This is a genomic window from Pseudochrobactrum kiredjianiae (assembly GCF_030362795.1).
In the GTDB taxonomy this organism is placed as follows: Bacteria; Pseudomonadota; Alphaproteobacteria; order Rhizobiales; family Rhizobiaceae; genus Pseudochrobactrum; species Pseudochrobactrum kiredjianiae.
The window spans coordinates 34,974-48,675 of the sequence record NZ_JAUCBM010000014.1; the positions used below are offsets into that span (position 1 = coordinate 34,974).

A 13,702-nucleotide genomic window follows, 5' to 3' on the forward strand; every position below is an offset into this window, starting at 1 on the left:
AGCTTATTTATTCTCCAAGCCCAGCCATTCATCTTTACCGATACGACTGATATGTTCAACACGGTAGTCGTTCATAAACTGGTTGAACTGCTTTGCTTCCGTGTGATGGTGTTTGAAGCCGCATTTTGCCTGCGCTTTAAAAGATTGCTCATTCTCGGCGAAATAACCACACCAAAGAGCATCCATTTTCAACTCTTCAAAAGCATGGCGCATCAGTTCTTTCACGGCCTCCGGAATGAACCCCTGCCCCCAGAACGGCACGCCGATCCAATAGGCTACTTCTGCTTCATTATCCGCAATCTCAAAGTTACTGTCTTTACCAATCAACAAACCTGCCATGCCGATAGCAACATTATCTTCTTTCAACGCAACAGCGTAAATTGCAGGATGTGAAAATACAGTACGGATAATTTCCAGACTTTCTTCTTCACTTTGGTGCGCAGGCCAGCCTGCGATCGGCCCAACGCGGTCGTCACTGGCATATTGATAAAGGCTTGCTGCATCACTCTCCAGCCATGACCGCATGATGAGACGCTCTGTTTTAAGCATTGTTTTTCTCGCTTCTTATCTTGAATAATGATGCGTTGTTTTAAAAACTGGAGGAAGAGATTGACAATGGCAGGAATTAAACAGATTAGGTAATAATGAAAACTAAATGATATATTTTTACATAAATTCGCTGGATCAATGGATAAAACAGAAATAAATAGCACACTCAGCCTGATCAGTGACAATGAATTCCTGATGGGGAAAGGCCCGCTCGCAGAGGCAGATAATCAGCTCTTATCGCTGAGTTATCTTGTGCTGGTTATTTGTCAGACGGGGTCTGCGGAATTTGATGTTAACTTTCGGCGCTATCAGATGCAGAAGGATGATTTTTTAGTTCTTTACGATGACTCGATCGTTATGGTGAGAAACAGAACCGCAGATTTTGCATGTTCTTATTATCTGATTGACCGTTCCATGGCCGCAGATATTGCATATGGCTTACCAAATGAACTGTTTCTGTTTTTAAGCCGCCATCCGTTTTTTACTGCTGATAGCAATACAATCAGTTTCTTGCGACTATGGGAACAGATGACGGCATGCCTTCAGGAACAAGTGCTGCAATATCAGAGAGCCATTCTGGTCAATCAGTTTCAAAATCTGTTTCTATGGCTTTCCAATAAAACAACTGGTTTCGATATTGCGGAGAAAAACGATTACAGCAGACAAGAAGCGCTCTGCTGGAAATTCTGGGAGCTGATATTTTTGCATTGCAGGCAGCAGCGTGAAGTTGCTTTCTATGCCAGTCTGCTCAATGTGACACCCTATTATCTTTCACAACTGACCAGACGCTTTTTCAACGATGCGCCGAAGACGCTGATCGATCGGCAAGTGATCTTAGAAATCAAAAAACAGTTATTACAGCCCAAAAGATCAATGCAGCAAATTGCCCATGACCTGCAATTTACGGACGCGTCTTATCTGAGCAAATATTTCAAGCGCCATACCGGCATGGGATTAACAGAGTACAGGAAGAAAATTTCTTATTTTCCTGCGGCAGCAAACAATTGCTGAACCCATTTTCTTGAATAAAATGGACCTGTCTTTACCGAAGCTTTTCCTGCAAGCTCTCTATCTCGTTCTCAGAAAAAACCTCAATCCCATTTGCACGCAATAATGCTGCCACCACCTCGGAACTTGAGTACATCCGATTTGTAAAATCACCGGTATAAATAAAACGGCTTCCACACGACGGGCTGTCATCCGTCAAGAAAGCATAGCGGCAACCATTCCTTAGCGCCAAATTCACTGCAATTCTTGCACCTTTGATAAATGCTTCTGTAACATCATTGCCGGTTAACTCATCTATATCCGCATCACCCGACACGACCTCTTACCCCGATTTTCTGCTTGCTATTTCAGCAGGCGGCCGGGGAATACTAAAACCTGCACTCAGGACAGGACAGAAACCAATCGCCTTTCCTGCTGCCATTCTTCTATAAGCGGATGGTTAAATGTTTTAGCATTACCGTTATAACGGACCAGATGCCCCAACAAACAGGCGCTAACAAGGATTTTTTGATTATATCCTTATCCCAGCAAAGCGGGCGCGTTACTGCATCCGGCATATTCATGTTCGTGAATGTTAGATACTAGCCTCTATATCCAAACCTGCGGCTTTCCGAGGCGATAAAAGACGTTATTATCATCGCTCCGCGTGTACGAAATTCACTCGTTTCAAATGCTGCAAATGTTGCGAGGCATTTGCGATCGTCAGCTCTCACAATTCCGCAAGGCACTCAACGAAACGTTCACCCTGCGCTATGTGCTGTAGCAGCCCAACAACATGCGCAACCTCGGCAATATCTGCAAAACTGGTTTTGTATCTCATCCTGAATTATAGATTTTCTATACACGCAACAATTAACCATTCAATTAATTAATTGAGCGCGTGATCCGAGCATTCAAATTTACTGCAGATCATGGCACTGCGATCTTGCAATATAGGTTTGCCACCTTCCAATCCATGATTGTAAAACAATACGTTATTCTGTGTCTTATACGATAAAAGGCAGGGAGTATGGAATGAAACTCTATTATGCGCCGGGTGTCTGTTCTATGGCCGCCCACATCACTACAGCCGAGGCTGACATTGCTCTCGATCTGATCAAGGTCGATATTCGCAGCGAACCACACCGCGTCGAGGATGGCCGACATCTCAAAGATGTTAGCCCGAAGGGTGTTGTCCCGATCCTTGAACTCGACAATGGCCAAGTACTGACCGAAGGTGTCGCCATCCTGATCTATCTGGCCGATCAGAAACCGGAAGCGGGATTGATGCCCCCGCAGGGTAGTTTTAACCGCTACCGGATGCACGAATGGTTGACCTTTATCAGTTCAGAATTACACAAAACATTCAGCCCTTGGCTCTTTCATCCCGAATATGGCGAACAAGCCGCCGAAGTTGCGAAGCAAAGGCTTCACGAGCGTTTCTACCTGCTCGATAACTATCTGGCCGACCACGACTATCTCGTGGGCGATCGCTTCACCATTGCCGATGCATATTGCTTTACCATCGTGAACTGGTCGAAGGGCCGTGGTATTGATCTGGCAGTATGGCCCAATCTGGCGCACTATCAGTCGAAAATCGCGGAACGCAAGAGTGTACGGGACACGCTCATAGCGGAAGGTCTGATCAAATAGTATCCATCTCTGCGGATGCCCCCGACAGATCTCCCTCCAGGAGCCATCGCCGTGCCAGCAACCCACCGCCAACATGATCAAAGAACGCCCGCACACGCGCCGTGTTACGCAAATCCTTATGCGTAATTAGCCACAACTCTCTGGTTAGTTCATCAAGCGGCTCCAGAATTCTTTCGATATCGGATTCCTGGTCGCCAAGATAGCAAGGCAGGAGCGCCAGCCCCAAACCAGCCTTCACCGCCATGAGCTGGTTAATGAGGCTACTGGTGCGATAAGAAAAGGCGTGGGGCGATATGTTCTTCGTCAACCACTCTGATGCCGCCGCGACAGCACCGCTGTCCCAACCGATAACGGCATGTCCCGAAAGGGAAGCGAGGTCGGTCGGGCTGCCATGCTCAGACAGATAGATGCTGCTGCCGTAGAAGGTCCACGGCGTCGATGCAATCTTGCGCCCGAACAGCTCACCTTCATGCGGGCGCGTAGCGCGGATCGCTATGTCGGCCTCACGTCGCAGGAGATCAAGTTGCCGATTATCAACGAGCAATTCAATCTCGATGCCGTCATGCTCGTTACGGAAGCTTGCCAGAACCTCATTCAGTATCCGATAAGCTAGCGTCTCGGATGAGGTGACCTTGAGTTTGCCCGAAAGCCTTTTATCCTGACCCGTAATTGATCGATCAAGCGCCAGTGCTTCCGCTTCCATCCGTTCCGCTGCCAACACCATCTGAGCGCCGGCATCAGTGGGGACATACTGGCCGGAGGTCCGGTCGAAAAGCTGAACTGCCTTCCGTTTCTCCAGCGCGTTCAACCACCGGAAGATCGTCGAATGGTCGTGTCCCAAATCCTTCGCCGCTCCGGCCAACGAGCCGGCACGCGCAACCGCCAGAACAATTTTGAATTCATTCCAGTCGCTCACATTCTTTCCATTCTGCAAATTCATTACGTGTTTTAATATCTTCTCTTGCTAATTGGAAATAGCAAAAACACAAAATCACCCGGACAGAGTCATCCGGTTTTTTACAATAGACACAAATCCCGCCTGCTGGCGTTGCAATTACGCAAGAAATTTTTGCCAGATTGCAAACCTGATTAGTTCCGTGAGCATGCTGCTACGCTGCTGTTTCGTCGGGATCACGATGAGCGGATGACATCCTGACCAGTCTGACGGCGGGATTGCCGATCGGAAAAATCCGCTTGCCAAAATACAGCGAGCAATTCGCGCGAGGGTTCCTATCATCGCCCCTTGTGTCGAGCCAACGCAGTCCGTGTTTGTCAGGCATGGCGAAATGAACGGCTGAAAGAAGGTATTTGAGAGTGGAAACGACGATGGCATGGACACTTCTGATCCTCTCCGGCCTGCTAGATGTCGCGTGGGCCATATGCGTGAAGATGGCAGACGGCTACAGCCGGTTATCGTGGTCGATCTTGTCATTCATCCTACTCGCCACATTCATCTACACTCTTGGCAAGGCGCTTCAGGTGCTGCCGCTCGGCACGGCCTATGCGGTCTGGACCGGCATCGGCGCCATTGGCTCGATCGTCGTCGGCATCGTGGTCTTCCGCGAACCGGCAACCTTCTCCCGCCTCTTTTGGATCTCGGTCACGCTTAGCGGGATCGTCGGTCTCAAACTGACGAGTAATTGAGCCTTGGTGCTCTCTGCTCATTTGAAATTAAAGGAACCACCATGGCCAAGCACAATGCTGACACCGAATTCGTCTTCAGCAAAGACGAAGAGCTGAAAGCTTTCCGCGACATGCTGCTGATCCGTCGCTTCGAAGAGCGCTGCGGTCAGATGTATGGCGAAGGGCTGATCGCAGGCTTCTGCCATCTGTATATAGGACAGGAAGCTGTCGTTGTCGGCATGCAGATGGCTATCGGTGAAGGTGATCAGGTCATCACCGCCTATCGCGATCACGGTCATGCACTGATGACGGGCATGGACCCGAAGGCTGTGCTGGCCGAACTGACCGGGCGCATGGATGGCATATCGAAAGGTAAAGGCGGCTCCATGCATATGTTCGCGCCTGAAAAAGGTTTCTTCGGCGGACACGGCATTGTCGGGGCGCAAGTCTCCATCGGAACGGGCCTCGCATTCGCCAACAAATATCGTGGCAATGATCGCGTTTGTCTGACCTATTTCGGTGACGGGGCCTCCAACCAGGGACAGGTCTATGAAAGCTTCAACATGGCCAAAATCTGGGATTTGCCGGTTGTCTATATCATCGAGAATAACCACTATGGCATGGGCACCAGCATTGAGCGGGCATCGGCTAACCTGAATCTCTCACAGCGCGGCTTATCGTTCAACATCCCCGGCGAGCAAGTCGATGCTATGGATGTACGGGCCGTACGCGCCGCCGGCTTGCGCGCCGTCGAACATGCGAGAGCAGGCAAAGGGCCGTTCATCCTCGAAATGCTTACCTACCGTTATCGGGGACATTCAATGTCAGACCCGGCAAAATATCGCTCACGTGATGAAGTGCAGAAAGTCAAGAACGAGAACGATCCCATTGATCGCTCGCGCGCTCGTATTCTCGAACAGGGATATGCGACCGAAGATGACCTTAAGCTGATCGAAAACGAGATCAAGGAAATTGTCGCTGAGGCTGTCACCTTCGCCAAATCCGCGCCCCTACCCGATCCGTCACAGCTTTATACGGATGTTTATGCGTGATGACGCGAAACCGGATATTTCTCTACAAGAAACAATCCTAAAACTGGCCTCTGCTGTGTCGATGTCGGCCTCTTAAACTCGATCAGCAGAGGCCATACGGATATAGACTGTGGCTCTAAAAGAAGAACAAGACACGAGCCGCACGCCTTACACTGCACCACACGATATCGCCCATTCATATAATATGGTGAAAAACTATGTCGAGCATTGCTCATTCAATTGCGGATAGTCCGCTCATGTTCCTTCTTGTGCGGATCATGATTACAACATTATTTTGGTCAGAGGTCTTTCTCGGATTAATGAATTTCAATGCTTTTGTAGGTGCCGTACAAAGGGTTGGTCTACCCTATCCGCGTTTTGTTGCAGCAGGAGCGATTGTTCTTCAGGGCATTGCTTCCTTTTTGATTATCACGGATTTCAATCAATTGGGGTGGTATGGTGCAGGCGCCCTTTCTATATTCACGCTGCTCACAATTCCATTTGGTCATGCGTTTTGGAGATGTTCCGAGCCCCGACGAACACAAGAACTTCATTTCGTTCTTGAGCATATCTCCCTGGTAGGCGGACTGTTGCTCCTCATCATGATTTTTTGGATGAACTCAGGAACAGCCCCGGTCTAAGATCTGTAAGGGACGCCTACCTGCTTTCTGGGTTTCAGAAATAACGAGTAGCTATATTGAGGATTGACCATTAGCTCTCATTGCTGAAAGTTCATGCATTCAGCACCTCAAAGGCATTCGGCATGACCGCTATCACCTCTCCTATCGTTGGACTTGCCCTGCAAAAGTGGAGAGCTTCAGTTAGTGTTACCTGATAGGAGAACAACGATTGAAGCAGCGCGAATTTGCGGGAGAAGTCAAGTGAGGAGCCCTTAGCATTTTGACCACGAGCGGTCGCTGCATATTTTTGGTTGCTACGGATTTGGGTATTGGCAAGTCTACGCTTGACCGTTGGCGTCGTGATTTTGCAGAGAAAGACCTGCTTTCAGGTCCATACGAAAATACCAATCTCGAACTTGACCGATTGCGTAAAGAAAATGAATTGTTGCGGCAGGAGCGTGAGCTATTAAAAAAGAGGCGGCCCTCTTCGCTCGAGTTGAGGCGGATAAGAAAACAGTCGATGAAATTTGCTTTCATTGATGCGCAGAAGGCCACCATATCTCTATCACGCCTGTGTGCTTTTGCAGACGTCAGTCTGAGTGGTTATTATGCTTGGAAACATCGTGCTCCCAGTCGTCATCAGCTTGATGATATGATTATTCAGGCTCACATCCGTAATCACTTTGCCTTGTCGCGCGAAACCTATGGTAGACCACGCGTGCATATTGAATTGCGCGAAGAAGAGATTGTAGCCAGACGGCATAGAATAGCTCGTTTGATGCGCCAAAACGGCTTGAAAGCAAGGCAAAAGACGCGTTTCAAGCGCACAACAGACAGCAATCATCGTGAACCTGTCGCCCCAAATCTTCTGGATCAGGATTTCTCGTATGAAGCGCCAAATCAGAAATGGGGCGTCGATATCAGTTATATATGGACGACAGAAGGCTGGCTTTATCGGGCTATTATCATCGACTTTTATTCACGCCGTATTATCGGCTGGGAAGCACGTGACCGGATGAAACAAGATTTGGCAATCAGTGCATTGCAAAAAGCCATTGCAATCCGACAGCCCAAGCCTGGCCTCATTCAACATTCAGACAGAAGAAGCCAATATGCTGCTCCGGGAGTTTTGCTTGATTGAGCAGAACTATTAGATTTGTAGATTTTTGGAGACTTTGTTTGATTGCGGGGGCAGGATTTGAGCTTTTGTGTCCACTTCATCGGCTCGGCCTCCTTGTGGGCCCCTGACTTAGGCTCTTCTCTATGACCCATTACAAAAAATACCCGCTTGAAAGCGGGTTTATTTTTTGGTTGCGAGGGCACGCAACCACCGATACAGACATTTATTCTCAATCGATGTTTAGTCTTTATCTCTCAGAGTATAACAGCCGAACTGACGATACTGTAGCACGCAAAATCGCGTGACAGCGAACGTAAGGGTGTTGTCATGTTAAGCAGTTCACGGTTACCTGCGTGCCAGCTTGGTCGTAAATTTCAGTGATGCAAACACCAGTTATCAATTTCAAGCGCCACCGTTTTGCACCGCAGATCATTGCGTACGCCGTTTGGCTTTACCTGCGGTTCAACATGAGCCTGCGTGAAGTTGAGGAAATGCTTCTCGAGCGTGGGAGGGACGTTTCCTATGAAACTATCTGGCGCTGGATCGCAGCGTTTGGACCTCAGATTGCTCGTATTCTACGGTGGCGACAAGCACGCCCCGGCGATGTTTGGTATCTGGACGAAGTCGTGGTGAAATGTGCTGGAACCAAGTTCTGGCTTTGGCGCGCAGTCGATCAGCACGGCACCGTTCTCGAAGAAATATTGCAAAAGCGGCGTGACAAGAAGGCTGCTAAGCGTCTGCTGGTAGCATTGATGAAGCGCTATGGCTTTATTCCCAAACAGATCGTCACCAATAAACTGCGCTCTTATGGTTTGGCAAAGGCGGATGTGGCACCCAGCCTCGATCATTGGTCGCACAAAGGCCTTAATAACAGGGCTGAGAATAGCCGTTTGCCATTTCAAAAACAGGAGCGAACAATGCAAGGCCACCGATCGCCGGGAGCGTTGCAACGATTTGTGGCCATGCACTCCGCCACCCGCAATCGCTTTTCAGTTCCATCGCACCGCCGTGCTGCACAAACAATTCGATATCATCGCCTCGAAGCGTTTGATGAATGGAAAATTGCAACCTGCCTCGTTTGAAAATTCAGCCCCACACATCTGGCTCGACGTCACACACTTAACGTGACAAAACCTCAAAAAGTCCTGTTACATTTTTCATTGTCATCTCCTTTTTCAATTACTGCAATTCACTGGTAATGTTACCATGGTAGTCCATGCGGACATTCACATCCGCACCATCTTTCTAAGCCTTAGCCTGCCAAATTCCATCAGAACCAAGGTTCAAAGCCTGAACATCAGCATAGCCTGCAGCTTCAATTCGTTCTTTGGTCTGAGTTTCAGTGAAACTATTTTCACCCTCTACCGGTGCCTGTGGACTCGGTGCTGCAGGCGGTGCAATCATCGGTGTTTCACCAGTACTTTCCGGGGGATTTTGGGCTGGTGCGCTCGTTTGTGCATAGGCACCTGCCGTTGCGAACATACCCGCAGAGATCAAAGTTAAGAGTTTCGTTTTCATCGTATTTCCTCCTGTTGGTACTTAACTAACGGAGGGGAAATTGGGTTGTTCCAAATATTTTCCGGGATAACGAACAATTACGACTTTAAAACATTGTGTATCTGAACGGAGAAAATCATGGGAACTTATTTTTCAAAATTAAGCGAGAAAATTTCTGAAATAACAGGTCATTACTCAGCATTTATCATCGCATTTTATTTATTATTATCTGGGCTTTATCCGGACCTCTATTCCAATTTTCAGATACTTGGCAATTGGTTATTAATACGACCACAACGATTATTACATTTTTGATGGTTTTTCTTATTCAAAATTCTCAGAACAGAGATTCCTGCGCGTTACACACAAAAATCGATGAGCTCATCGATGTTGTGAAAAATGCAGATAAAGATTTCATAGGCATTGAGCATATGCCTTTAGAAAAACTACAGAAGTTGAAAGAAACGATCGAAGAACATGCTGCCCACAAAGAACGCTCCGGAGAGCATTAAAACAGCTTACGGAACCATTTAGATCAGTCCATATTATGAGCTGAGAGAAAATGTGTTCCTTTGATATCGACAGCCATCTCCTCTCACCTTAATCAGTTACGCACATCAAGCGTGACACACCCCATCGTCATAAATCATATCGCATCCGGCCTGCTCCAGACCGTGCCGCTGGCGGTCAAAACCCGCATGTAACCTATCAACATTGGAACTCCCGATTTCATATTAACTTAAACGGCAGAGAGTTTATAGGCTATAGGTTTCTGCACGAGTATTTATGAAAATAAACGCCGTTTCTGGGATGTTGGCGGTTATCTTCGCGGCGTCACATTAAACCGAGGTTTGTTGGAGCGGAAGCGGGGGCTGGAATCGGCCCCTTTTCGTCCCTCCCGGGTTCAGGACGGTTTCATGAACGCTGCTGTTGACCAGTCCCAACTTCAGTGTCACTTGTTGATCGCGCGACGTCTAACGCGATAAGTCACGAACCGGACGAACGTGATCCTCGAATGGAACATGGCGTCGTTGAAAAGTTGCGCGTTCTTCGACTTGCGGCCGGCCGATCCGGTCCATTCGAAAATGGCGAAAATCCTCGTGCGCTGGATCCCAGGCCACCAGATACCAAAGTGGCTGCAAGATCAGCATGGCCTGCGGCTCAACATTTCGGCTGGTCACGGTTCTTTTCGAGTCGCAATATTGAAAGCGCAATTGTCGCTGTCGGAGAAATGCATCCTCGAAAGCCAGCAGCAGCATGGTGTCCATCGTCCTCATATCCAAAATATCGACCAGTGGAGACAGCTGCCCGACATACAAGCGGGTCAAGATCCGCCGCAGATCCCGCAGCTTGTCGGGAGGCAAGGCACGGCAAGACCGGCATCAGCCAGACCTGAGAAGGGCAGACTGCCAGCGCACGCATGGATGCAACGCTGATGAGCAGGGCAAAAACTTCAGCAACCGAGAGACGGGCTGTAGTCTGAACGGATTGCGGGTCCAGTTGTAGGCCGCCCCCACGCCCCGGTTCGGAATAGATGACGAAGCCGTGATCGCGCAGTGCGCTGATGTCACGCAGTACCGTACGTCTGGACGCGCCAACGGCTTCTGCAAGGTCCGCGAGAGTTGAGGTGCCATTGCGGCGCAGGCTACGCACGATGGCGTCTTGTCGGATGCGGACTTTCATTTGGGCTCATTGCCATTCAAAGGTGTCAAAATTTGGCACCATTTACCTCTAGGCAACGACAGCACATGTCAACAAGGTGAGTAAGTGATGCCCAATACAATAGATTTTGCCCAAGCCACCCTTATTCCGGTCAACGACGTTGAACTCGAAGTTTTCGAAGCTGGTTCCAAAAAACAAGGGTAAACCCATTGTGCTTTGCCACGGCTGGCCAGAGCATGCCTATTCCTGGCGTCATCAGGTACCCGCCCTTGTTGCTGCCGGCTACCATGTCATCGTGCCAAACCAACGGGGGTACGGCAACTCGTCCCGTCCGGACGACGTGACAGCTTATGACATTGAACATCTTACGGGAGATCTTGTTGCGCTTCTCGATTACTATGGATACCAGGATGCGAGCTTTGTCGGTCATGATTGGGGCGCGGCGATCGTCTGGGGACTGGCTTTGCTGAACCCAAGCCGAGTCGACAAGTTGATCAATCTGAGCCTGCCCTATCAGGAGCGTGGCGAAACGCCGTGGATTGAGTTTTTGGAGCAAATCCTGGGCAGCGACTACTACTTTGTCCATTTCAATCGACAGCCAGGCGTCGCGGACGCCATTCTGGACAAGAATGCAGACCGTTTTCTTCGCAACCTATACCGGAAAAACGTACCCTTTCGGGCGCCCGAGCCCGGCATGGTCATGATCAATCTCGCAAAAGCCGAAAGAGCGTTCGGCGAGCCCGTAATGAGCGAACACGACCTGGCCGTTTACATCTCTGCATTCGAGAAATCCGGATTCACGGGCAGCATCAACTGGTACCGCAACCTAGATCGCAACTGGTACCTGTTGGGCGAAGTGGACCCCATCGTTCGTCAGCCGACGCTCATGATCTATGGTGACCGTGATGTCATCCCTAAATTTGAAAAACTAGCAGATTTCGTGCCCAATGTTGACGTCGTCAGCCTCAATTGCGGCCATTGGATCCAGGAGGAAAAGCCCGAGAAAACTAACCAAACGATCTTGAACTGGCTGGCACGGCAGGACGCCACCTGAACCGCAGACCATTTCAAGACACTCCACCCCACCGGCTTGGCCAGGGGTGGAGTTACCGGGCTTGTCGCAAGGTTTTTCGCAGATCGTGTTACTGAGTAAACGCGAATGATGCTCACGCTCACTTAACCTTTTGAATTCCAAAGCACTAAGCAATCAACTCATTCTGACTGAGAACATTACAGTCTCCTGAAGAACCCAAAGCCTTTGCGAAGCCATAGCATCGCTTCAAAACCCATTATCGTTCTGCGAGCCGTATTGAATGATTGGAAACACCCACTCTTGGGCATGTTCTTGAGGGGGCGGATAAAAACTTGGACTGGTTTTACGCACGATGCCAAGACTGTTTCGATATTCGATTGGGCTTCGCGCGCCAAGTGATATCTTGATGCGCTTCTCGTTGTACCATCGAATGTAGCGATCAACTTCTTTGATAAACTGCTCGAGCGTGGTTGACTTCCAATCACGCGAGTAAAAGAGTTCTGTTTTCAGCCTGCCAAAGAAGCCTTTACATGCGGCATTATCTGGCGAACACGCTTTTCGGGACATTGATCGCACCAAATTCGCTTCATTGATCCTCGAAAGCCAACCCGGCCAGCGATAGTGGGCACCGCGATCAGAATGCACTATGGGCCGCTCATCTGTACCTGTGATAGTTTCTATGGCGGCATCGAGCATCGTGTTGACCAGTTCCGCATCTGGTTTCGTTCCGATAGACCAGCTGATAACCAAACCATCGAAGCAGTCGATGATGGGCGAGAGATACACTTTGCCAACCGGGATATGGAACTCAGTGATATCAGTTAACCATTTCTCATTCGGGGCTGTGGCTTGGAAGTCGCGATTAATGAGATTCTCAGGCGCCGGACTGATTTCTCCCAGATAAGAGCGATATCGCCGCCGCTTTGGCGTGGCAACGATCAGATTTTCCTGTTTCATCAACCGCTGCACAACCTTCTCTGAGATGGTAACGGATTGTTTGGCCAATGACGCCTGTAGCCTGCGGTAGCCGTAGCAGCGACGGTTAAGTTCGAAGATTTCAGTGATGTTTTGACGAATAGTGAGGTACTTGTCGGTCATCCTCATGCGGGCTCGATGATAAAAGTATGAGCTGCGCGCCAGCCCCAGCTGAGCAAGCAGCTCTGGCAGCTGATAGAAATCTTTAAGGGCGCCAACCAACAGCGTTTTCTCCCGATTACTCAGGAGTTGCAGATCGACGCCCAGATCTTTTTTTAAGAGTTCAGTCGCCTTCTTCAAAAGATCGTGCTCAAGCTGCAGTTGCTGGATATCGTGTTGCAGTGTTTCGAGTTGATGCTCCAATTCTTTTCGCTCTGCACTGGCGGTGAATTGTTCTTGCGTTTCATGATTGCGGGAGCCTCCGGACCGAGTAACTGATTTTTCCAGTTATATAGTGTCGATCTGCATACGCCGAGCTTTTCGGCCAAGGCCTGCGCGCTTTCTTGCCGATTATAAAGTCCGACGACGCCAGCCTTCTTCAAGGTCTCCGGATATCGTGGAGGAGCAACTCTACCGACTGTAGCTTTTTGAGCTTCAGGAAATGCCTCACGAACCCAAGCGGTCAACGTCGCACGACCCGGATAGCCTAATGCGCGCATCGTTGTAGAAACACAACGATCATGCGTGCGGTAGTGTTCAACAGTCGCTTCCTTCTGCGCCTGTGTGAATTTAGGGGTTCGGGGCGTAAATCCTAAACACAGATCAAGATGGCGCTCATATTCCCGACACCAGCCCTTCAGTGCATTCTTGGTTGGATAGCCCAACTGGCGAATGGCCGCCTTCGCACGCTTGCCCAGCTTGATGTAAAGTACAACTGCTCGCATCCGGTCTTCGTAGGAATACATGAACTACCTCCTTGACAGTCCAAGTTTTCGTCCGCCCCCCAATGAGT

Annotated in this window: 13 protein-coding genes and 4 pseudogenes; 9 read left to right on the plus strand and 8 right to left on the minus strand. The window is 49.3% G+C overall.

Annotated elements, in window-relative coordinates; translation table 11 throughout:
• Window positions 1-3 precede the first annotated feature (3 nt).
• Entirely contained in the window at window positions 4-549 is a 546-nt protein-coding gene (locus QUF18_RS17540) for a GNAT family N-acetyltransferase (protein WP_289388569.1), read from the minus strand.
• A 138-nt stretch (window positions 550-687) separates the two neighbouring features.
• Between QUF18_RS17540 and QUF18_RS17545 the strand changes: the two genes are divergently transcribed.
• Window positions 688-1,560: a helix-turn-helix domain-containing protein gene (locus QUF18_RS17545; protein ID WP_289388570.1), complete on the plus strand. Its 873-nt coding sequence runs from the start codon at window positions 688-690 to the stop codon at window positions 1,558-1,560.
• A gap of 31 nt (window positions 1,561-1,591) precedes the next feature.
• Here QUF18_RS17545 and QUF18_RS17550 read toward each other — a convergent pair.
• Window positions 1,592-2,061, minus strand: a pseudogene (locus QUF18_RS17550) (2-thiouracil desulfurase family protein).
• Window positions 2,062-2,571: 510 nt separating this feature from the next.
• Between QUF18_RS17550 and gstA the strand changes: the two are divergent.
• Window positions 2,572-3,189 (plus strand): glutathione transferase GstA, encoded by a 618-nt coding sequence (gstA, locus tag QUF18_RS17555; protein WP_289388571.1) that lies wholly within the window; start codon window positions 2,572-2,574, stop codon window positions 3,187-3,189.
• Here the strand turns inward: gstA and QUF18_RS17560 are convergent.
• Complete coding sequence (locus tag QUF18_RS17560) at window positions 3,182-4,105, minus strand: LysR family transcriptional regulator (protein WP_289388572.1); 924 nt, start codon at window positions 4,103-4,105, stop codon at window positions 3,182-3,184. The genes gstA and QUF18_RS17560 overlap by 8 nt on opposite strands.
• 410 nt (window positions 4,106-4,515) lie before the next feature.
• Between QUF18_RS17560 and QUF18_RS17565 the strand changes: the two genes are divergently transcribed.
• From QUF18_RS17565 to QUF18_RS17585, 5 genes and pseudogenes are all read left to right on the plus strand, one after another.
• Window positions 4,516-4,833 carry a DMT family transporter gene (locus tag QUF18_RS17565; protein ID WP_289388573.1) on the plus strand — a complete coding sequence of 106 codons (318 nt, stop codon included), beginning with the start codon at window positions 4,516-4,518 and terminating at the stop codon, window positions 4,831-4,833.
• A 41-nt stretch (window positions 4,834-4,874) separates the two neighbouring features.
• Window positions 4,875-5,864 (plus strand): pyruvate dehydrogenase (acetyl-transferring) E1 component subunit alpha, encoded by a 990-nt coding sequence (gene pdhA / locus QUF18_RS17570; protein WP_289388574.1) that lies wholly within the window; start codon window positions 4,875-4,877, stop codon window positions 5,862-5,864.
• Between the two features lie 197 nt (window positions 5,865-6,061).
• On the plus strand, window positions 6,062-6,484 hold the full coding sequence (locus QUF18_RS17575; protein ID WP_289388575.1) for a DoxX family protein: 423 nt from the start codon (window positions 6,062-6,064) through the stop codon (window positions 6,482-6,484).
• Between the two features lie 190 nt (window positions 6,485-6,674).
• Window positions 6,675-7,583 (plus strand): annotated as a pseudogene (locus QUF18_RS17580) (IS3 family transposase); the annotation flags it as partial.
• Between the two features lie 380 nt (window positions 7,584-7,963).
• Window positions 7,964-8,665 (plus strand): IS6 family transposase, encoded by a 702-nt coding sequence (locus QUF18_RS17585; protein WP_289388576.1) that lies wholly within the window; start codon window positions 7,964-7,966, stop codon window positions 8,663-8,665.
• A gap of 163 nt (window positions 8,666-8,828) precedes the next feature.
• On the opposite strand, the gene QUF18_RS17590 is transcribed toward QUF18_RS17585, so the two are convergent.
• Window positions 8,829-9,065 (minus strand): PepSY domain-containing protein, encoded by a 237-nt coding sequence (locus QUF18_RS17590; RefSeq protein ID WP_289388599.1) that lies wholly within the window; start codon window positions 9,063-9,065, stop codon window positions 8,829-8,831.
• Between the two features lie 242 nt (window positions 9,066-9,307).
• Between QUF18_RS17590 and QUF18_RS17595 the strand changes: the two genes are divergently transcribed.
• Window positions 9,308-9,592 (plus strand): low affinity iron permease family protein, encoded by a 285-nt coding sequence (locus QUF18_RS17595; protein ID WP_289388600.1) that lies wholly within the window; start codon window positions 9,308-9,310, stop codon window positions 9,590-9,592.
• 462 nt (window positions 9,593-10,054) lie between these two features.
• On the opposite strand, the gene QUF18_RS17600 is transcribed toward QUF18_RS17595, so the two are convergent.
• Window positions 10,055-10,357, minus strand: coding sequence for a helix-turn-helix transcriptional regulator (locus tag QUF18_RS17600; protein ID WP_353074551.1), 303 nt, complete (start codon window positions 10,355-10,357; stop codon window positions 10,055-10,057).
• Window positions 10,242-10,763 carry a helix-turn-helix transcriptional regulator gene (locus tag QUF18_RS17605; protein WP_289388578.1) on the minus strand — a complete coding sequence of 174 codons (522 nt, stop codon included), beginning with the start codon at window positions 10,761-10,763 and terminating at the stop codon, window positions 10,242-10,244. Before QUF18_RS17605 ends, QUF18_RS17600 begins: the two co-directional genes overlap by 116 nt.
• A 139-nt stretch (window positions 10,764-10,902) precedes the next feature.
• On the opposite strand from QUF18_RS17605, the gene QUF18_RS17610 reads away from it, so the two are divergent.
• On the plus strand, window positions 10,903-11,796 hold the full coding sequence (locus tag QUF18_RS17610) for an alpha/beta fold hydrolase (protein ID WP_289388579.1): 894 nt from the start codon (window positions 10,903-10,905) through the stop codon (window positions 11,794-11,796).
• A 145-nt stretch (window positions 11,797-11,941) separates the two neighbouring features.
• On the opposite strand, the pseudogene QUF18_RS17615 reads toward QUF18_RS17610, so the two are convergent.
• Window positions 11,942-12,098: pseudogene (locus QUF18_RS17615) on the minus strand (IS6 family transposase); the annotation flags it as partial.
• 28 nt (window positions 12,099-12,126) lie between these two features.
• A pseudogene (locus QUF18_RS17620) lies at window positions 12,127-13,655 on the minus strand (IS3 family transposase); the annotation flags it as partial.
• Window positions 13,656-13,702: the final 47 nt, after the last annotated feature.